Annotated in this window: 14 protein-coding genes; 3 read left to right on the forward strand and 11 right to left on the reverse strand. The window is 63.6% G+C overall.

Annotation, left to right across the window (positions count from 1 at the left end):
- Positions 1-12 precede the first annotated feature (12 nt).
- The 11 genes from BT125_RS27680 to BT125_RS27730 all read right to left on the reverse strand — a co-directional run bounded on the left by BT125_RS27680 (position 13) and on the right by BT125_RS27730 (position 14,471).
- Complete coding sequence (locus tag BT125_RS27680) at positions 13-2,451, reverse strand: TonB-dependent siderophore receptor (RefSeq protein ID WP_072412302.1); 2,439 nt, start codon at positions 2,449-2,451, stop codon at positions 13-15.
- Between the two features lie 97 nt (positions 2,452-2,548).
- Positions 2,549-3,532, reverse strand: coding sequence for a FecR family protein (locus BT125_RS27685; protein ID WP_072412304.1), 984 nt, complete (start codon positions 3,530-3,532; stop codon positions 2,549-2,551).
- Positions 3,533-3,569: 37 nt separating this feature from the next.
- Positions 3,570-4,070: a sigma-70 family RNA polymerase sigma factor gene (locus BT125_RS27690; RefSeq protein ID WP_072412306.1), complete on the reverse strand. Its 501-nt coding sequence runs from the start codon at positions 4,068-4,070 to the stop codon at positions 3,570-3,572.
- 218 nt (positions 4,071-4,288) lie between these two features.
- Positions 4,289-4,729: a carboxymuconolactone decarboxylase family protein gene (locus BT125_RS27695; protein WP_053123536.1), complete on the reverse strand. Its 441-nt coding sequence runs from the start codon at positions 4,727-4,729 to the stop codon at positions 4,289-4,291.
- 192 nt (positions 4,730-4,921) lie between these two features.
- Entirely contained in the window at positions 4,922-6,364 is a 1,443-nt protein-coding gene (locus tag BT125_RS27700) for a mechanosensitive ion channel family protein (RefSeq protein ID WP_072412308.1), read from the reverse strand.
- 185 nt (positions 6,365-6,549) lie between these two features.
- A complete protein-coding gene (locus BT125_RS27705; protein WP_072412310.1) occupies positions 6,550-7,416 on the reverse strand; it encodes a pirin family protein in 867 nt (288 codons plus the stop codon).
- 225 nt (positions 7,417-7,641) lie between these two features.
- Positions 7,642-8,256, reverse strand: coding sequence for a response regulator transcription factor (locus BT125_RS27710; protein WP_072412312.1), 615 nt, complete (start codon positions 8,254-8,256; stop codon positions 7,642-7,644).
- Positions 8,257-8,369: 113 nt separating this feature from the next.
- Positions 8,370-8,804, reverse strand: coding sequence for a PleD family two-component system response regulator (locus BT125_RS27715; protein ID WP_072412314.1), 435 nt, complete (start codon positions 8,802-8,804; stop codon positions 8,370-8,372).
- Positions 8,805-8,965: 161 nt separating this feature from the next.
- Positions 8,966-12,172, reverse strand: coding sequence for an ATP-binding protein (locus BT125_RS27720; protein WP_072412326.1), 3,207 nt, complete (start codon positions 12,170-12,172; stop codon positions 8,966-8,968).
- 335 nt (positions 12,173-12,507) lie between these two features.
- Positions 12,508-13,842, reverse strand: coding sequence for a lysine N(6)-hydroxylase/L-ornithine N(5)-oxygenase family protein (locus BT125_RS27725; RefSeq protein ID WP_072412316.1), 1,335 nt, complete (start codon positions 13,840-13,842; stop codon positions 12,508-12,510).
- A 146-nt stretch (positions 13,843-13,988) separates the two neighbouring features.
- Positions 13,989-14,471 (reverse strand): sigma-70 family RNA polymerase sigma factor, encoded by a 483-nt coding sequence (locus BT125_RS27730; protein ID WP_072412318.1) that lies wholly within the window; start codon positions 14,469-14,471, stop codon positions 13,989-13,991.
- 459 nt (positions 14,472-14,930) lie between these two features.
- Here BT125_RS27730 and BT125_RS27735 point away from each other — a divergent pair, with 459 nt between their 5' ends.
- Genes BT125_RS27735 through BT125_RS27745 form a run of 3 tightly spaced genes read left to right on the forward strand, consistent with a single transcriptional unit; the run spans position 14,931 to position 19,455 of the window.
- Positions 14,931-16,079 carry an efflux RND transporter periplasmic adaptor subunit gene (locus BT125_RS27735; RefSeq protein WP_072412320.1) on the forward strand — a complete coding sequence of 383 codons (1,149 nt, stop codon included), beginning with the start codon at positions 14,931-14,933 and terminating at the stop codon, positions 16,077-16,079.
- Positions 16,080-18,050, forward strand: a complete 1,971-nt coding sequence (locus tag BT125_RS27740) for a MacB family efflux pump subunit (protein WP_072412322.1) — start codon at positions 16,080-16,082, stop codon at positions 18,048-18,050.
- A 10-nt stretch (positions 18,051-18,060) separates the two neighbouring features.
- On the forward strand, positions 18,061-19,455 hold the full coding sequence (locus tag BT125_RS27745) for an efflux transporter outer membrane subunit (protein ID WP_072412324.1): 1,395 nt from the start codon (positions 18,061-18,063) through the stop codon (positions 19,453-19,455).
- Positions 19,456-19,815 lie beyond the last annotated feature (360 nt).

The following is a 19,815-nucleotide window of genomic DNA, read 5'->3' on the forward strand; positions in this document are numbered from 1 at the left end:
CCTGGTCCTCGATCAGAACCCCACACTCGCCTGCACAAAGAACGTACGCGGTGCACCGACGTAAATGCCCGAGTTGTTGTCGCTGGAGCGGGTGTAGTACTGGTGATCGAACAGGTTCTTCACCCCGGCGCCGACTTTCAGGTTCGACAGCTGTACACCGAAGTCATAGCCGGCGCGCACGTTCCAGAGCACGTAGCCCGGCATGTCGCCGTACTGGCCATCGGCGGTGCCATCGGTGATGTAGTCGCCGCTGAAGCTGCCATCGGCGTTCACGTTGTTGCCCGGTGAGCGCTGCTTGGACTGGGCAAAGGCGTCGAGGTTATAGGTCCAGCGATTGACCTCGTAACGCAGGCCCACATTGGCCACCTGGCGGGAATAGAGCGGCAGGTCGCGGCCCTTGAAGCTCGGGATCTCGCCTTCGTAAGTCGCGCGGGTGTAGGTGAAACCGGCGTTGGCGGTGAGGCCTTCAAGGCGTGGGTCAAACGCGGCCATGTCGTAGTGCACCGAAGCCTCCAGCCCCTGGTGCTTGGTCGCGCCCATGTTGGTCCAACCCACGTCGTTGCTGATGTATTGCAGCTCGTCGTCGAAGTCGATGTAGAACAGCGTTACTTCCCCGCCCCACACGTCATCGTTGTAACGCGTGCCGATCTCGTAGGTCTTGGCCTTTTCCGGGCTCAAGCCGTTGGCGGTGTTGTTGCCGTCGCCGCCCTGGCCGAGCTGGAAGTATTGCAGGCTACCGAACGAAGTCTCGTAGTTGGCGAACAGCTTCCAGGCATCGGACAGGTGATACATCACGCTCAGGGCCGGCAGCGGTTCGTTGCTGTCGATGCTGCGACGTTTTTCCTGCACGGGGCGGCCGGCGGTGTCGAGCACCGGGCGGTCGTGCCATTCGGTGCTGATGCTTTCGAAGCGGATGCCCGGAGTGATGGTCCACTGGCCGACATCGATCTTGTCATCGATATACACCGCGTGGGCTTCAGTGCCGCCGGTACGGTCCTGGTAGACGTGGCCGTCGGCCCCCGGACGCACCACCGGTTCGTTATTACGCAACGCCAGGCGACTGGCCTCTTCGTGCATGCCTTCCTTGAGATAGCGATACCCGACGCTGGCTTCCTGGGTGGTGGGGCCCAGGTCGAACACGTGGGACACCCGCGGCTCGATGCCGAAGGTGTAATAGGTGCGCGGGTAGGACACCAGGTTGCGCTGGTCCCGGGAGGCGATGGTGCTGCCACGGTAGCTGTCGGAATAATAGGTCAGCACTTCGCCCTGGGTGCGCTCATTGATCTGGCGGATCCACTTGAACGACACATCCTTGCGCCGGCCACTGAAGTTGTCCCAGTCGCGGTCGGACTGGTACGGGTCCGCGTCGTACTGGGCCTGGGTCAGGCCGCCGGGCATGTCGGCCTTGGCGTCGTAGTAGTGGAAGTTCAGCGAGAAGTCGTCGACATCGGTCGGCGCCCAATGGGTCTTGAGAATCACGTCGTCGATGTCGTTGCCGTTGTTGCTCCGGCGATACCCGTTGCCGTTGACGCCCGAATACAACAGGGCCACGCCCAAGCCATTGTCGGCGGTGCCGCCGAGGAAGGCCGTGTCGATGTGCTTCCAGCCGCCGCGCTGGGAGGTTTCCAGGGTGGTGCCGATTTCACCGGTGGCCTTCTCCGGAATGGCACGGGTCACGAAGTTGATCACTCCACCGACGTTCTGCGGCCCGTAGCGCACCGAGCCGGCGCCGCGCACCACGTCGACGCTGTCCAGGTTGCCCAGGGCAATCGGCGCCATGGACAGTTGCGGCTGGCCATAGGGCGCGAACGCTGCCGGTACGCCGTCGATCAACACCGTGGAGCGTGGCGACAAACGTGAGGTCAGGCCGCGCACGCCGACGTTCAGGGAAATATCGCTGCCGCCGGTACCGTTAGCCTCCTGCACCTGCACCCCCGGCACCCGCCGCAGCACGTCGCCGACGTTCATGGCGCCCTGCTCCACCATCGCTTGGCGGCGGATCACCGTACGCGCACCGGGGTGGTTCTGCACCACTTCGGCATTGGCATCCCCGAGCCAGTCACCAACCACCTGGATTTCAGTCGCCCCCAGTTCCAGCGGGCCGGCGTTGGGCGCCGAAGGTGCTGGTAACACGGTCACCGAGCCCTTATCGATTTGGTATTGCAGGCCGCTGCCCTGCAGCAATTGGCGCAAGGCCGCTTCCGGGGACAAGTGACCGTCCACCGCCGGCGCTTGTTTGCCGGCCACCGATTCGGGGCTGAAGAACACCTGCAACGCAGTCTGCTGGGCGAGCTGGCTCAAGGCTTGCCCCAACGGTTGCGCCTGGATGTGAATGGCGCTGTCGGCCTGATCGGCGAACGCCTGGGGCACAGCGGCGCTGACCGCCAGAGTCAGGGCCAGGGGTAGCCAGCGTACGTGGGTACGGTTGTTGTTTTTGGCGGTGGTTTTCACGTCGAACCTTGTCCTGTTGATCGCAAGAATACGCGTCTGTTAATGCAAACCAGTTGCAGTTGGACAAGAAGACGAAGAACTCGGAAAAAACCTGAATCTATCGTGCGATTATTTCCTGGCTGCCGTCATCCAGGTTGCGCACGGCCACCGGCAGGATGTTCGGCAGTGCCTTGAGCAGCGCCTCGGGGTCGTCGGCGCGGAACACGCTGGTCAGGCGCAGGTTGCCCACCGCCGCGCTACCGACCCGCAGGGGCTGGGTGCGATAACGAGAGACTTCTTCAGCCACTTCCTTGAGCGGCGCGTCGTTGAACACCAGCTTGCCATTGCGCCAGGCGGTGAGCGCCTCGGTGTTGACCGCGTAAGGCGTGGCGACGTTGCCCTGGGCATCGATCTGGGTGCCAAGGCCCGCTGTCAGGCTGACCAACTGAGCCGGGGACGCGGCACGTCCCTGGACCTTGACGCTGCCCTGCGCCACCGCCACCCGGGTCTTGTCGGCATCGCGGCGCACATCGAACCGCGTCCCGGTCACCGTCACCTGGCCGTTGCCCGCATCGACGGTGAATGGCCGGCCTGCATCGTGTTCGACGCTGAACAGGGCTTCGCCTTCGGCCAGTTCCACCCGGCGCTGACGGTGTGCGAATTGAATACGCACCCGGCTGCGGCTGTTGAGGTCGATCATCGAACCGTCCGGCAAGGCAATATGCCGACGCTCACCAAGGGCGGTGGCGTATTCGCCGCTGTAGTCGGTGGAAGAACTCAAACCGCTGAACAGCCCCAACCCCAGCGCCACCGCGAACAGGCCGGCGGCAATGACGTAGCGCAGCAGCGGCCGACGCTTGGGCCGTTCGGCGGGTGGTTCGCACAGTGCTCGCAGGCGTTCCCTGGGCAGCAGGTCCGTGGCGCTCCAGATACCCTGGAGCAACTGAATTTCATCACGGTGGTTGGCATGTTCGTCCAGCCAGGCTTCGAAACGCTGGCGCTCCTCGACACTCATGGCGGGCGCTTGCAAACGCACGAACCATTGCGCCGCCGCATCGCGAACCCTGTCCTGCCCGCACGGGCATTCACGGCTATCCATCATGGAAGGTCCTGTGGCTCAGGTGGAAGAAGGCGACGGATCATTGGCCCGCTCCGTCCAGGCGATCGCGCAGATGCCGCAGGGTGCGGATCATATACTTTTCAACCATGTTTTTTGACAGGCCCAGGCGCTCGGCGATTTCCGCCTGGGTGAGGCCTTCGATCTTCTGCCAGACGAACACCGTGCGGCAGTTGGCCGGCAGCTCGGCAAGCGCCCGCTCGATGGAGTCCGCCAGTTGGATCGCGTGCATGAAGTGCTCCGGGTCGTCCGAAAACGACTGACCAGGGTCGATAACAGCCTCTTCCATGGCCCCCCGTCGATCTTCGCGCCGATAGCCATCCACTGCAATGTTGCGTGCCGTCTGATGCAAATAGGCCCGTGGCTGCTCGACCCCGCTCGAATCGGATTCAAGCACCCGCACGAAGGTGTCATGGGCCAGGTCCTCGGCTTGCTGGCGATTGCGCAGGCGCCGGGTCCAGGTGCCGATCAACTCTTCGTAATGCTCGAAAAAGCCGGGTCTGCGGGGCAGCTTGGGGGTCATCACGGCGCGCTGTGGAAACGGGGCATGAATAGTAATGGTTACTATTCATGTGAAGCAAACCTATTACGGTGCCTGTCGTCCGAAGCTTTAAAATTGAGGCCTAAACCTTTGTGGGAGCGAGCTTGCTCGCGATGGCGGTGTGTCAGTCAAGGGGGGCATTGACTATCAGAGCGCCATCGCGAGCAAGCTCGCTCCCACAGGTTTTTTTCTTCGCCCGACTACGCCTCAGGCATCTTGCGAAAGCCCACGGCCAGACGGTTCCAGCCATTGATGGCGTTGATTGCCACGGTCAGGTCGACCATTTCCTTGGGGCTGAAATGCTCGCTCAGCAGGGCATAGTCGGCATCCGGCGCGTGGGTATCGCTCAGGCGGGTCAGGGCTTCGGTCCAGGCCAGTGCGGCGCGCTCGCGGCCGGTGAAGAACGGCGCTTCGCGCCAGGCGGTCACGGCGTACAGGCGCCGTTCGGTTTCGCCGTCCTTGCGGGCGTCGGCGGTGTGCATGTCGATGCAGAAGGCGCAGCCGTTGATTTGCGAGGAACGCAGCTTGACCAGCTCCAGCAGCGACTTTTCCAGGCCCAGGTTCGAGGCGGCGTTTTCCAGGGCCAGCATGGCTTTGAAAGCGTCTGGGGAAGCGGTGTAGAAATCGATACGCGGTTGCATGGTGAACTCCAGAACGATTAGGTGTAGCGCTACGTTAGCCGTGCAGTGGCGCGGGACAAATAGCCAATTGTTGGGAAGTTCGGGTGGCCAATGGGGAACGCGTCGGGGTTTACCTGAAGGAGGGCTGGAGGCGCCTGTGGCGAGGGAGCTTGCTCCCTCGCCACAGGCGACATGGGGACTTCAAGATAGGCTTCAGGCCCGGCTGCGCAGCCACTGCAGGAAGCGTTTCTTGGCGACGGGCTTGGGCAGGTCGCGGGTGAGGTTCTGGGCCAGGTGCATGCGCACGTCCCGCAGGTTTTTCATCGCGTCGTTGATGTCGCGACGGGCCTCGAGGCACGGCTTGAGGTAGCTGTTTTCGATGCGATACAGGGTGCAGAACGTCTTGGCGGAAAAAGTCGCCAGGGCCGCCTGATCGGCGACGATCCCGGCTTCGCCGATCACTTCCCCCGGCCCCATGCGTCCGCCCTCGAGTGGCTGGCCGTTGCGCATGAGGGTGACGCTGACCACCCCCGACTCGATGATGAACAGGTGATCGCTGACCTCCCCCGCCGCCAGGATCACATCGCCGGCGCGGAAGGTCTGCAGGGTCATGTTCTGGCTGAAGGTGTCTTTCTCATCCTGGCGCAGGGTGGAGAAAATGCTCGAGCTTTCCAGCAATGCCCGGGGCCGCGACACCGCCTGGGGCGTGGCGCTTTCACTGGTGGACAGCAGGCTCACGCCCGACGCCTGCAAATGCCGGAACGCCAGGTCGAACAATTGGTTGCGCACCGTGCGTTTCAGGGCCATGGAGGCGACGAACCCGCTGATTTCATATTCCGCCCCGCCGCTGCCGCTACTTTTGAGGGCGACGCTGGGGGCCGGGGTGGCGAGCAAGGAACGACAGCCGATCATGGCCCGCTCCAACGCGTCGATCACGGTTTGTGGCCGCGCGTGAGGGCTGACCTGGATGCTGATGGACAACCCATGGACATCGCTGGGCCGACTGAAATTGATGACCTTGGCCTTGGCCGCCAACGAGTTGGGAATCACCGCCATGCTGCCCTGGGCGGTCTGCAAGCGCGTGGCCCGCCAGTCGATATCGGTGACCCGGCCTTCAGTGCCGTCGATGGAAATCCAATCATCGAGCTGATAAGGCTTGGTGGTGTTGAGCACGATCCCGGAGAACACATCGCTGAGGGTGCTCTGCAAGGCCAGGCCGACGATGATCGCCATCGCGCCAGAGGTGGCCAGCACGCCCTTGACCGGCAAATCCAGCACATAGGCCAGTGCCGCGATGACGGCGATTAGGAAAATCACCGCGCCGAGCAGATCCTGTAACAACCGTCCGGTGTGGCCGACCCGTTGCATCATCGCCGCCACGATCATCACCGTCAGGGTTCGCGCGGCGAACAGCCACCAGGCGATCTGTAAACCGGTAGCGGCCAGGTGCCGCGGCACGTCATCGACCCACTGCGCCGGGACCATGGGGTTGAGGCCTTCGTTGAACAGCAGCACGCTGAACAACGAAAAAATCACCAGCCTTGCGCCGACTTTCCAATAGATCCGATCCGCACTGACCAGATGCCACATCAGGAGGTCGAGCACCAGCAGCGCCAAGGCACAGAGCAGCGGGTGCTCGGAGATCAGAAACAGCATCGGGACAGCTCCATGAGGGCGATTGGCGAAGATTGGCACAGATTGAACACGCTGTAGAGATCCCCGCAAAACTCCCTGTGGGAGCGGGCTTGCTCGCGAAAGCGGAGTGTCAGCGGGCATTTACCTCACTGACACACCGTCTTCGCGAGCAAGCCCGCTCCCACATTGGCCCTGCGTGACTAGCGTCAATCGTCCATCCGGCCAAAGCGCCCGGAGTGGAAATCATTGAAGGCCTGGTGGATTTCCTGTTCGCTGTTCATCACGAACGGACCATGGCCAACGATGGGTTCGTCGATCGGCTCGCCACTGAGCAGCAACAGCACCGCGTCGTTATTGGCTTGCAGGCTCAATTGGTCGCCGGCCCTGTCGAACAGGGCCATCTGCCCGGCCTCGACCCGTTCGCGGCCATTGGCCTGGACCGAGCCCCGCAGCACCACCACGGCGGTGTTGTGGCCTTCGTGCAAGTCAAGGGTGAGGTTTTTCCCGGCATTCAAGCGGATGTCCCAAACATCGATGGGGGTGAAGGTCCGTGCCGGGCCTTGATGCCCTTCGAAACGCCCGGCGATCAGGCGCAGGCTGCCGGCGTTGTCCTTCAGGACGATGTTCGGAATGTCGCCCTTGAGGATCGTCTGGTAGCCGGCCGGGGCCATCTTGTCCTTGGCGGGCAGGTTGACCCACAGTTGGACCATTTCCATGAACCCGCCTTGACGGGCAAACGCTTCGGAGTGGAACTCTTCGTGGATGATGCCGGAAGCGGCGGTCATCCATTGCACATCGCCAGGACCGATCTTGCCGCCGCTGCCGGTGGAGTCACGGTGTTCCAGCTCGCCCTGGTAGACGATGGTCACGGTTTCGAACCCACGATGGGGGTGCTGGCCGACGCCGCGGCGCTCGCTGGTCGGTGTGAATTCGGTGGGGGCGGCATGGTCCAGCAGCAGGAACGGGCTGATGTGCTTGCCCAGGTTGTCGTAGGAAAACAGCGTGCGCACCTGGAAACCGTCGCCGACCCAATGGGGCCGCGGGCTGGTGTAGAGGCCGATGATGTTTTTCATGCCGTGTCTCCAAAATCAGGTACTGCGATTTGATGGACACAGCTTAAAACCCACACCCTTGAAGCACTAGATGGCAAAAACCGGCCTTAGCGTTCCATTTGGAGAACGACCAAGACCCTGTGGGAGCGAGCTTGCTCGCGATAGCGGTTCGCCTGTCGATGCACCTTCGGCGGATAGACTGTCATCGCGAGCAAGCTCGCTCCCACAGGTTCGAGTGTCACTCATTCAAAGGTGATTGCGCTTGGCAAACTCCGACAACCCCACCAAGGATTGCAGCCCCAGCTTTTCCAACAGACGGCTCTTGTAGGTGCTGACGGTTTTTGGACTCAGGAACAGGCTTTCAGCGATGTCCTTGCCTCGCATGCCCATGGCCAGCATGCGCAAGATGGACAGCTCGCGGGTGGAGAGGCTTTCCAGGGCCTGTTGTTCGCTGCGTTGCTGTAAATCCAGCCTGACGGGCATCTGGGGGAAATAGGCATAACCGGACTTCAACGCCTGGATGGCCTTGGTCAGTTCCTTGAGGTCGCTCTTCTTGGTCACAAACCCCCGGGCCCCGGCCGAGATGCAGCGGTTGCAGAAGTGCTGCGCATCCTGGGACGTGAATACCAGCACGCTGCATTCAGGAAACTGAGCCATGATCCAGACCAGCAGGTCCAGGCCGTCGAAGCCGTTCATCACCAAATCGAGGATCACCAGGTCTGGCGCGCGCTCCTTGATAATGCCCCTGGCATCGGCCGCGCCGCTGGCGTCCCGGATGTGGGTGAACGCCTCATTCTGGCAAATGAGCCGCAGCGCCCCTCTTATGACAGGGTGGTCATCCACGATCAACACGTCTTTCAAGGCAGCTCCCCAAAACAATACAAATGGCACCGGCGCCGTGACCGCACCGGACTCTTGCACAAGTGCCAGGCCCTGCCACCTGTCAAACCTGACAGTGCGGACCAACGGTCTGGTCAGTGTCCATGCCCCTGCCTGAGGGGGCGCCCCCACGGTTGCAGCGGCTCTTGGATAGGAGGATCGACCCACTCCATCAGGCGTCGCAGTGACGCCTGATCTGGCAGTGGCGCCTGGCTCAGATGCACGTTCGATCCACGCGCCACAGGCACCGGCGACTGACTGGCCGGTTGCGCGTTGTAGATCAACCCATGACGGATTTGCGGGTTGTAGATAACAAAATCGTGCAGGTCCAACACCCCACCCGCCAACGCCCCGTTGACGACAATCAGGTCGAACGGCTCGCTGCCGTACTCCACCAGCGTGAGCAATTCCTGCAAATCGCTCACGGGGACAATCCGGTGGTAGCCCTGTTGGTTGAACAGACGTTCCAGCACGATTCGATGGGTCTGTTGTGGGTCGGCAATCAGGATACGGAGTGCTTTGTTCGGCATGGCAAGCTTTCCAATAGCAACGCGCCAGGTAGGCACTGACTCAAGAACATTCAGGGCGCTCAGGCTAGAGGAAGCGTTTGAAGGGCGATGTAGGACTAATCCCAAAATAAGGACAGACACAGCCCCTATGGCGAGGGAATTTATCCCAGTTTCTACAGCGCCTATTCCTCCAGGTAGGTTTTCAGTCGTTGCGCCAAGTGCTCGATGGCTTGGCGAAGATCTTCCACGGCGTCGGCGAGCAGCACCGTGTCGTTCCCTCGACACGCGCTTTCCAGCGCCTCGCAGGCGGCGATCAGGCGTTGCGCCTGGATGATCCGCGCGCCGCCCTTGATCCGGTGCGCCAGGTCCGCCAGGCCCGGCAAGTCCTGTCGGGTGGCCAGGTTCAGCAGTCGTGCTTGATCTTCGGCGTTGCTGCTGACCAGTTCCGCCAGCAACGCCCTGATGGCGCTCGTGTCGCCACCGGTCAGTTGCTCCAGGGCGGTCAGGTTCAGGCCATCGCCGGACTGGGGCGCCCGCGCATCCGGCATGACCGAAGCCAGGCACGCATTGAGTGCCTTGAGGCCGATGGGTTTGAACAGGCAATCATCCATCCCGGCTTCGACGCAGCGCTGCTTTTCCTCGGGCAGGGCGTTGGCGGTGAAGCCCAGGATCACCGCCGGCGACAGGTTGCGATCGCGCTCTTCGGCGCGAATGGTACGGGCCAATTCGTAGCCGCTCATCAAGGGCATGTTGCAGTCGGTGATGACCACATCGAAGTGTTCGCTGCGCCAGGCCTGCAGAGCGTCGACACCGTTCTGTGCCTCCCGGACGCGATGACCCAGGTAGCCCAATTGCTGGGACAGCAGCAAGCGGTTGGCCGGGTAGTCGTCGACCACCAGGATACTCAACGCCGGGACCGGCAGCAGCGCCTCGACCTCGGCAGGCGCCACCGGCAGCGCATCGAGCAAGGGCAGGTCCAGCAGAACCTCGACCTGCGTGCCCTCCCCCGGCACGCTGTGCAACACCAGGGTGCCCCCCATCATTTCGCACAACGTCCGGCTGATGACCAACCCCAACCCGGAACCGCTGCGAGCCGACTGCGGGTGCTGGCCGGCCTGGGCAAAGGGGCTGAACAGGCGGCGCTGATCCTCGGGGGAAATACCGCAACCGGTGTCCTCCACCCGCAGGCAAAGACCCAGGCGTTCGTGCCCGGGAGCCGGCTCGCCGCGCACACTCAGACGCACTTCGCCCTGGTCGGTGAACTTGATGGCGTTGCTCAACAGGTTCGAGACGATCTGCTTGAAACGCAACGGATCAATCAACACGTCGCGGTCGAGTCCGGCATCCAGCACCCAATGCAAGCGCAGGTGTTTCTGCCAGGCCAGGCCCTCGAAAATCCGCGCCACCGACTCGATCAACCTGTGCAGATTGGCCCGTTGCGGCGCCAGTGACAACTTGCCCGACTCGATGCGGGCGATGTCGAGGATGTCGCCGATCAGGTCGAGCATGCCATGGGCCGCATCCGACGCGACTTCGATGGCGAATCGGTCCACGACGCCCTGGTCGGCTTTTTTCAGGGCCAACTCCAGCAGGCCGATCACCGCATTCATCGGCGTGCGGATTTCATGGCTCAAGGTCGCCACGAAGGTGGTCTTGGCCCGATTGGCCTCGTCGGCGCTTTCCTTGGCCACGCGCAACTGTTCCAACAGCCGCCGCAGATAAATGCCCCAGCCCAAGGCCACCAGCAACAGCAGCGCAGCAACGGCGAACCCCTGAAGGATCGTGGTGCGATTGCGCAGCCAATAACTGTCGTCGATCACCACCTCACTGCGCCAGCGGTTGGTCAGCTCGTCCATTTCTTCCGGGGAAATACTCAACAGCGCCTTGTCCAGGATCGAGTAAAGCTCCAATGCGCCCCGGTTCGTCGCTAGGGCGATGTGCGCGGGCAAGGTGCCCACGGTGCTGGTGACTTGCAGCGTGTCGCGGTACTGGCGGGAAATCATGTAGCGGGCGCTGATCAGCGGATTGATCGCAGCGTCTGCCGTACCGGAGGCGACCATGGCCATGGCGTCGGCCGCATTCTGCGCCGCCACCAACTGTATGCGGGGGAACTGCTCCAGCAGGAACTCGCGCAGCACGTTGCCACGCACCAGCGCCACACGCTTGCCCGCCATCTGGTCCAAGGTCAGCGCCCTGGCCCTGATCGGCACCACCAACACGAACGGGTTCGCCAGGTACGGTCGGGTAAAGCGCAACTCGTCCTCGAGTTCGGCGCTGGGGATGGCGGTTGCCAAGACGTCGGCCTTGCCGCTCTTGATCTGCCCGATCAAATCGTCAACCGAGTCGCCCCGCTGCACATCGAACTTCAAACCGGTGCGCAAACTGATCCGGGCCAGCACATCGGCGCCGATCCCGCGCAAATGGCCTTGCTCGTCGAAGAACGTCAGCGGCAGGAAGTTTTCATTGGCGGCGACTTTGATGCGTGGGTGGGCGTCCAGCCAACGCTGCTCGTTGACGCTGAAATGCAGCGCCTGCTGGCCGGGCATGCTCGCCCCGCCGGCGCTCCAACGCCGCAGGATGATCATGCGTTCGCTGGCGGGAATGGCGTGCAACGCAGCATTGACGATGCGTAACACGCGCCCATTGTCGCGGCTGACCGCAAAGGCGAACGGCTGCACTTCCATACGCGAGAAATCGGCCAGTTGCACATTGTTCAGGTAGTTCTTGCTGATCAGGTAATTGGAACTGATCGAATCCCCCAGGTAGACGTCGGCCTGACCAAACGCCACGGCGCCGATGGCACTCAAGGTCGAGGGGAACAGCTGTAATGAAGCCTCGGGATAAAACCCCTTGACCGTCTCCGGCGGTAAATAGTGATACAGCATGGCCACCCGCTTGCCCGCCAGGTCCGCGGGCAAGTCCTGGCTGTCGTCGATGCGGGCCACCAGGGTGGGCAGGTCATCGGCATAGGCCTGGGACATCGCCAGGTCCGGATCGGCGGCTTCGAAGCCGTTGGCGGTGCCGAGCAGGTCGATCTCGCCGCCGCGCAGGGCCTGGAGCGCTTCGGCGTGGGACGGATAGCGCTGGACCTGCACCGTGACGTGCAAGAGTTGCCCCAGCAATTGCGCATAGTCGGCTGTCAGGCCTTCGTAGTCGCGACCATTGCCGGTGATGCTGAAAGGCGCATAGTCCGGCGCCGAGGCCCCCAGCAGCAACGTGCCCTTCTGGCTCAGCCAGGCCCAGTCGGCAGCATCCAGGGACACCGAATAATCATCCACATTGGAGCGCCCGAGCACCTGCAACGACTCAGGGGTCGCGCCTACCGGTGGCGCCACGCTCAATGAGCCCAGCAACAGCGCCAACAGGCCTGTGCGTAAAAGCAGCATCATCTGGTCAGGGTGTTTCGCTTGGCGTAGTCGGGCCGGCGCACCACCGACCTCAGTCAGGGTGACCGGTTGGGGGTTCAGACTGCCAATACGAGGGAACAGCGAACCGTCGATGCGCCTGTCGAACAGACGCATGACTTGAGTGTAGGAAGTTTCTGAAGAATTTCCTGCGAGTGACCAGAGAGAGGACCTATGACCGGTGGGAGCGAGCTTGCTCGCGAAGGCGTAATGTCAGTCACTTCAATATTGGCTGAACTGACGCCATCGCGAGCAAGCTCGCTCCCACAGGGGTTGCGTTGGCTGATGGATGTCCTGCGAGTGACTCGCCCCCACAGGGCCTATACAGCGGCCAACAGCATGTCGCGCACCGGACGCGCTTGCCCACGATTGTTCCCATGCTCATACAGCGAGCCGGCAATCTCATCGGCACGCACCGGCAGGATCGATAGCAGCGTATCGCTCAGGCCATGGCTGGCCTGGCAGAAGCCCTGCATGTAGATCGCCGCCTTGCAGCGCTCGTCGGTAATCAGCTTGTAGTTGCGATCCACCTCGAAATCCCCCAGGTACTGCGCCAGCGGCTCCAGCAGGGTGCGGTGCATCTGCCGCTCGTAACCGGTGGCCAGCACCACGGCGTCATAACGGCGTACCGTCAGCTCGCCGGTGGCGTTGTTGCGCACCGCCAGTTCCACGCCGGCGTCGGTGGCCGTGGCCTTCTCCACCGTGGTGAGGGTGCGGAATGCATGACGGGCGATGCCAGAGACTTTCTGGCGATAGAAAATCCCGTAGATACGCTCGATCAGGTCGATGTCCACCACCGAATAGTTGGTGTTGTGGTACTCGTTGACCAGGCGCTCGCGCTCGCTGTGGGGTTGCTGGAACACCAGGTCGGTGAACTCCGGCGAGAACACTTCGTTGACGAACGGGCTGTCGTCCGCCGGCTTGAGGGCCGAGCCGCGCAGGATCATGTCGACCTGTACCGAAGGGAAGCTGTCGTTAAGGTCGATGAAGGCCTCGGCGGCGCTCTGCCCACCGCCGATGATGGCGATCTTCATCGGCTGGCCCTTCACGCACGGCTGACCTGCCATGCGCTCCAGGTACCGGGAATGGTGGAACACCCGCGCGTCATCCTTGAACGCCTTGAACGCCTCGGGAATGCGCGCGGTGCCGCCGGCGCTGACCACCAGCGAGCGGGTGGTGCGGACCAACTCTTCGCCCTGGCCGTCGCGGGAAATCACCCTCAGCGCCTCGACCTGCTGGTTGTGCAGCACCGGCTCGATGCGCAGCACTTCCTCGCCATAGCGGCTCTGTGCGCGGAAGTGTCCGGCCACCCAGCGCAGGTAGTCATTGAACTCCATGCGGCACGGGTAGAAGGTGCCAAGGTTGATAAAGTCCACCAGGCGGCCATGGTGCTTGAGGTAATTGACGAACGAATACGGGCTGGTGGGGTTGCGCAGGGTCACCAGGTCCTTGAGGAAGGAAATCTGCAACTCGCTCTGGGTCACCAGGGTGTTGCCGTGCCAGCGATAGTCGGCCTGCTTGTCGAGGAACAGCACGTCCAGTTCACCCTGGACCGGCCCCCGCTCCTGCAGCGCGATGGCCAGCGCCAGGTTCGAAGGGCCGAAGCCAATGCCGATCAAGTCGTGAACGATGGGCGATGCAATTGCCTGTGTCATGTCCAGTGTCCTCTGGAAAAGCCCCTCAACAGGGCACGAAAAGCCTGGGGAACCTGACCGGCACTGAAGGCGCCGGCAAGTCGTCTGTTGAGAGGAACGAGGACAATGAAAAAAAATTTACCGCCGGGTGACCGGCGACGGTGGAATCAGGGCGCGTCCCACTGACGCACGCGAACGCGACAGTGCTTCATGGCGTTGACGATGTGCTTCTCCACCAGTGCCCGGGAAATGCCCAGGCGCTCGGCGATTTGCGAATGGGACAGGCCTTCGAGCTTGCGCAGCAGGAAACTCTCGCGGCACAGCGGCGGCAGCTCGGCCAGGGCACGCTGCAGCATGTCCAGGCGCTGGCCATGGTCGAGGCTGGTGTGGGGCGATGGCGTGAAGAAACGCTCTTCGCTGTCCAGCACATCCAGGGATTCGACCTGGCGCAGGACGTTGCGTCGGTGCCCGTCGATCACCAGGTTCAGCGCCGTGCGGTAGAGGAACGCCCGCGGTTGTTCGATGGGAACGTCGCTGGCACGCTCCAGCACCCGCACATAGGCGTCATGCACCACATCCTCGGCCGCCTGGCGGTTGCCTAGCCTGGCGTTCAGGAAACACACCAGCTCGCGATAGTAGTTTTCCAACATGACTCCCGTGCGCAATGGCTGCGCCAGCTATCCCTGTGCCGTCCGGCATGCCTGAAAAGGGCATGGCACGATAATGGCAATCTCAATCGCGTAATTTATAGTAATTCTCATATAGATTTAAAGCGTTGGTTTGTATCGGGGTTGATTCGTTCAGTTGACGAGGCGCCGGCCCCTGGCTTTTGTGGCGAGGGAGCTTGCTCCCGCTGGGGCGCGAAGCGGCCCTGAAACCTGAGTCCCGGATCCTCCAGGTTCAAGGAGGCGTCTTTTTCGGGCCTGCTGCGCAGCCCAGCGGGAGCAAGCTCCCTCGCCACAGGGTTCGGGGTCGCTTCGGCTGATTCGCCAACCTGCTACCAAGTGTTTCAAGCCAGTAAATTCCCGTCCGAAGCGCTCGTTTACCAGAACAGCCCCCCGTCCCTGCCCTTGCTGGGACGGGCCCGATATCACCGGCCGGAACCCTGCATGAAACGTCCCCGCCCTACCCGACGCGCCTGGCTTCTCACCTTCGCCCTGCTTCCGGCCGTGGCCTTCGCCGCGTGGCAAGCGGTGTTGCCCAGCCGTGCGCCCCTGGTCACCGCGCCCGTCACCCGTGGCGATATCGAAAACAGCGTCACCGCCCTGGGCACCTTGCAACCGCGGCGTTATGTCGACGTCGGCGCCCAGGCGTCCGGGCAGATCCAGAAGATTCACGTGGAGGCCGGCGACGAGGTGCGCGAAGGCCAACTGCTGGTGGAAATCGACCCGTCCACGCAAAAAGCCAAGCTCGACGCCGGGCGTTTTTCGATCGAGAACCTCAAGGCCCAGCTTCAGGAACAGCGTGCCCAGCACGACCTGGCGCAGCAGAAATTCCGCCGCCAGCAACAACTCAAGGCCGGCGGCGCCACCCGCGAGGAAGACGTGCAGACCGCCCAGGCGGAAGTGCGGGCGACCCAGGCGCGCATCGATATGTTCCAGGCCCAGATCCACCAGGCCCAGGCCAGCCTGCGCAGCGACGAAGCCGAGCTGGGCTACACGCGCATCTACGCACCGATGAGCGGCACCGTGGTCGCCGTCGGTGCCCGGGAAGGCCAGACCCTCAACGCCCAGCAGCAAACCCCACTGATCCTGCGCATCGCCCGGCTGTCGCCGATGACGGTCTGGGCCGAAGTCTCGGAAGCCGACATCGGCCACGTCAAGCCGGGCATGACCGCTTACTTCACCACCCTGGCCGGCGGCAGCCGTCGCTGGAGCAGCACCGTTCGCCAGATCCTCCCCGTGCCGCCGCGCCCGTTGGAGGCCAGCCAGGGCGGCAGCCCCACCGGAGGCCGCAGTGGCAGCGAGCGGGTGGTGCTCTACACCGTGTTGCTCGACGTCGACAACGCCGACCGCGCGCTGATGACCGACATGACCGCCCAGGTGTTTTTCGTCGCCGCCCAGGCCAAGGACGTGCTGACCGTGCCCATCGCCGCCCTGCAGGACGCCGACCAGGTGCGGGTGCTGGCCGACAATGGCGACGTCCAGCCACGCACCGTTCGCACCGGCGTCAGCGATCGGCTGCGCACGCAGATTGTCGACGGTCTGAGCGAAGGCGACCGGGTGCTGATCGGCCCGGCCAGCGGCAGCGGAGGCTGAATGAGCACGCCCCTGATCGAACTGCGGGACATTCGCAAGGCTTACGGCGGTGGCGACAGCCCTCGGGTGGAGGTGCTGCGCGGCATCGATTTGTCCATTCACGCCGGGGAATTCCTGGCGATTGTCGGCGCGTCCGGCTCCGGTAAATCCACCCTGATGAACATCCTCGGCTGCCTGGACCGCCCCACCAGCGGTGAGTACCGTTTCGCCGGCGAAGACGTCGCCGGCCTGGGCAGTGACGAGCTGGCCTGGCTGCGGCGCGAAGCGTTCGGCTTCGTGTTCCAGGGCTATCACCTGATTCCTTCCGGCACCGCCCAGGAAAACGTCGAGATGCCGGCCATCTATGCCGGCACCTCGGCCGCCGAGCGCCACGCCCGGGCCAGTGCCCTGCTCGACCGCCTCGGCCTGGCCAGCCGTACCGGCAACCGTCCCCATCAACTCTCCGGTGGTCAGCAGCAGCGGGTGTCGATTGCCCGGGCCTTGATGAACGGCGGCCACATCATCCTCGCCGACGAACCCACCGGCGCCCTGGACAGCCAGAGCGGCATCGAGGTCATGGCGTTGCTCGACGAACTGGCGAGCCAGGGCCACGTGGTGATCCTGATCACCCATGACCGCGAAGTGGCGGCCCGGGCCAAGCGCATCATCGAAATCCGCGATGGGCTGATCATCAGTGACAGTGCCCCCTCTTCGCCACACGAAGTGCACGCCAACCCCAAGGCCCTGCAAGCCGTGGACCTGCGCCAGCGCCTGAGCGCCGGCAGCGAACACAACGGCGCCTGGAAAGGTGAGCTGGTGGACGCGGTACAGGCGGCATGGCGGGTGATGTGGATCAATCGCTTTCGCACCGCCCTGACCCTGCTCGGCATTGTCATCGGCGTGGCCTCGGTGGTGGTGATGCTGGCCGTGGGCGAAGGCAGCAAGCGCCAGGTCATGGCCCAGATGGGCGCGTTCGGCTCGAACATCATCTACCTCAACGGCAGCGCGCCCACACCGCGCGCCGCCAAGGGCATCATCAGCGAATACGACCTGGCCGCCCTCGCCGACCTGCCCGAAGTGCAACGCATCATGCCGGTCAACGGTGCCGAAGCCAGCGTGCGTTTCGGCAACCTCGACCACACCAGCTACGTCGGCGGCAACGACACGAATTTCCCGGCCATCTTCAATTGGCCGGTCGCCGAGGGCAGTTACTTCAGCGACGCCGATGAACGCGGCGCGGCGGCGGTGGCGGTGATCGGGCACAAGGTCCGGCAGAAACTGCTCAAGGACGTCGCCGACCCCATCGGCCGCTACATCCTGATCGAGAACATGCCGTTCCAGGTGGTCGGCGTGCTGGCGGAAAAAGGCGCCAGCTCCGGGGATTCGGATGCCGACAATCGCATCGCCGTGCCCTACTCCGCCGCCAGCGTGCGGTTGTTCGGCACACGCCATCCCGAATACGTGGTGATCGCCGCCCGGGACGCGGGCAAGGTCAAGGAGGCCGAACAGGCGGTCTCCCGCACCCTGTTGCGCCTGCACGACGGCAAGCAGGATTTCGAGCTGACCAACAACGCCGCGATGATCCAGGCCGAGGCCCGCACCCAGGGCACGCTGTCGCTGATGCTCGGGGCCATTGCGGCGATTTCGCTGTTGGTGGGCGGCATCGGCGTGATGAACATCATGCTCATGACCGTGCGCGAACGGACCCGGGAGATCGGTATCCGCATGGCCACCGGCGCCCGGCAGCGCGACATCCTGCGCCAATTCCTCACCGAAGCGGTGATGCTTTCGGTGGTCGGCGGGCTCGCCGGTATCGGCCTGGCCCTGCTGGTGGGCGGTGCCTTATTGCTGGGCAAGATCGCCGTGGCCTTCGAATGGCTGGCGGTGTTCGGCGCCTTCGGCTGCGCCCTGGTTACCGGCGTCGTCTTCGGCTTCATGCCCGCCCGCAAGGCCGCCCGCCTCGACCCGGTCGCGGCCCTCACCAGTGAATGATCCCCACCCTATGAAAGCGCACCTGACCCTCCTGGCCGCCAGCCTGTTGCTGGCGGCCTGCGCCACCCCTGCGTCGGCACCGGACAGCGGCATCCAGCCGCCACCGGCCTGGCAGCACCTCGATGCATCCAGCGCCCAAGCGGATAACCAGCAATGGTGGACGCACTTCGGCAGCCCGCCATTGAACCGCTTGATCGAACAGGCGCGCCGGGACAGCCACGACCTGGCCGCCGCCATGGCCCGGGTGCGCCAGGCCCAGGCCAGCGCAGTGATCGCCGGGGCGCCGTTGCTGCCAGCGGTCACAGCCGGGCTCAACGGCAATCGCCAGGAATTGTTGCGCGGCAAAGGCTACAGCCAACTGGATGTCGACCGGGACAACCGCACCATCGACTACTACGACGCCAACCTCAGCGCCACCTATGAGTTGGACTTCTGGGGTGGCAAGCGGGCGGCCCGGGACAGTGCGCTGAGCACGTTGTCGGCCAGCCAGTTCGACCGGGCGACCGTGGAGTTGACCCTGCTCAGCGGCGTCGCCAACAGCTACACCCAGGCGTTGTCCCTGCGCGAACAACAGCGCATCGCCGAACAGAACCTGGACAACGCCCAGCGCGTGCTCGACCTGGTCCAGACCCGCTACGACGCCGGCAGCGCCACGGCCCTGGAACTGTCCCAGCAAAAAAGCCTGGTGGCGGCCCAGCAACGCCGTGTGCCCCAAGTGCAGCAACAGGCCCGGGAGGCCGTGATCACCCTGGCGACGCTGCTGGGGCAACCGGTGCAGTCGATCAGGCTCGACGACGACCGTTTCGACCGCCTGCACTGGCCCGCCATCGACGCCGGCGTGCCCAGCGAACTGCTGCGCCGCCGCCCGGACATCGCCGCCGCCGAAGCGCGCCTCGCTGCCGCCCAGGCCGACATCACCGTGGCCCGCGCCGCCATGCTGCCCACCGCGACCCTGGGCCTGAGCCTGGCCACCGGCGCCGACATCGCCGACCAGTTGCTGCGCAACAACGTCTACAACCTCACCGCCGGCCTGGCCGCGCCGATCTTCAACAACGGCCGCCTGAGTGCCGAACGGGACAAAGCCACCGCCCGCCAGGAAGAACTGCTGGAGCTCTATCGCGCCGCCATCATCAACGGCTTCGCCGACGTCGAAAAAGCCCTGAACGGCATCCACGGCCTGGACCAGCAACGGCAATGGCAAAGCGAAGAACTGCACCAGGCCCAGACCGCCTTCGACATCGCCCAGCGCCGCTACCAGGCCGGCGCCGAAGACCTGCTCACCGTGCTGGAAACCCAACGCACGTTGTACGCCGCCCAGGACATGAACGTGCAACTGAGATTGGCGCGGGTACAGGCGAGCGTGGCGTTGTACAAGGCGTTGGGTGGGGGTTGGCGGGTGATGTAGGCCTCGAACACACCTTCAAGCCATATGACAGATGAAGGAGAGGGAAACTTATCCCCTGTGGTATCCAGCAGATGGTCGAGCTGAGTGATACCTGTGGCGAGGGAGCTTGCTCCCGCTGGGCTGCGCAGCAGCCCCAATGGCCGGCACCTCGGTGGGACAGAGGTTTTGAGGGGGCTGGTTTGGGGGCCGCTTCGCGACCCAGCGGGAGCAAGCTCCCTCGCCACAGATAATTCCCGTTCCTACAAAGGGTGTTCGGCTTGGGTTCTGTTTATCCGGCCATGTAGGACTCCCGAGCGAGGCTACATCGCCTTGCGCCGTTACCTACAACTGCGCCAGAATCCGCCGGCTTGTGCGCCTGGC

Origin of the sequence: Pseudomonas sp. NFACC04-2 (genome assembly GCF_900119265.1) — a bacterium.
In the GTDB taxonomy this organism is placed as follows: Bacteria; Pseudomonadota; Gammaproteobacteria; order Pseudomonadales; family Pseudomonadaceae; genus Aquipseudomonas; species Aquipseudomonas fluorescens_AA.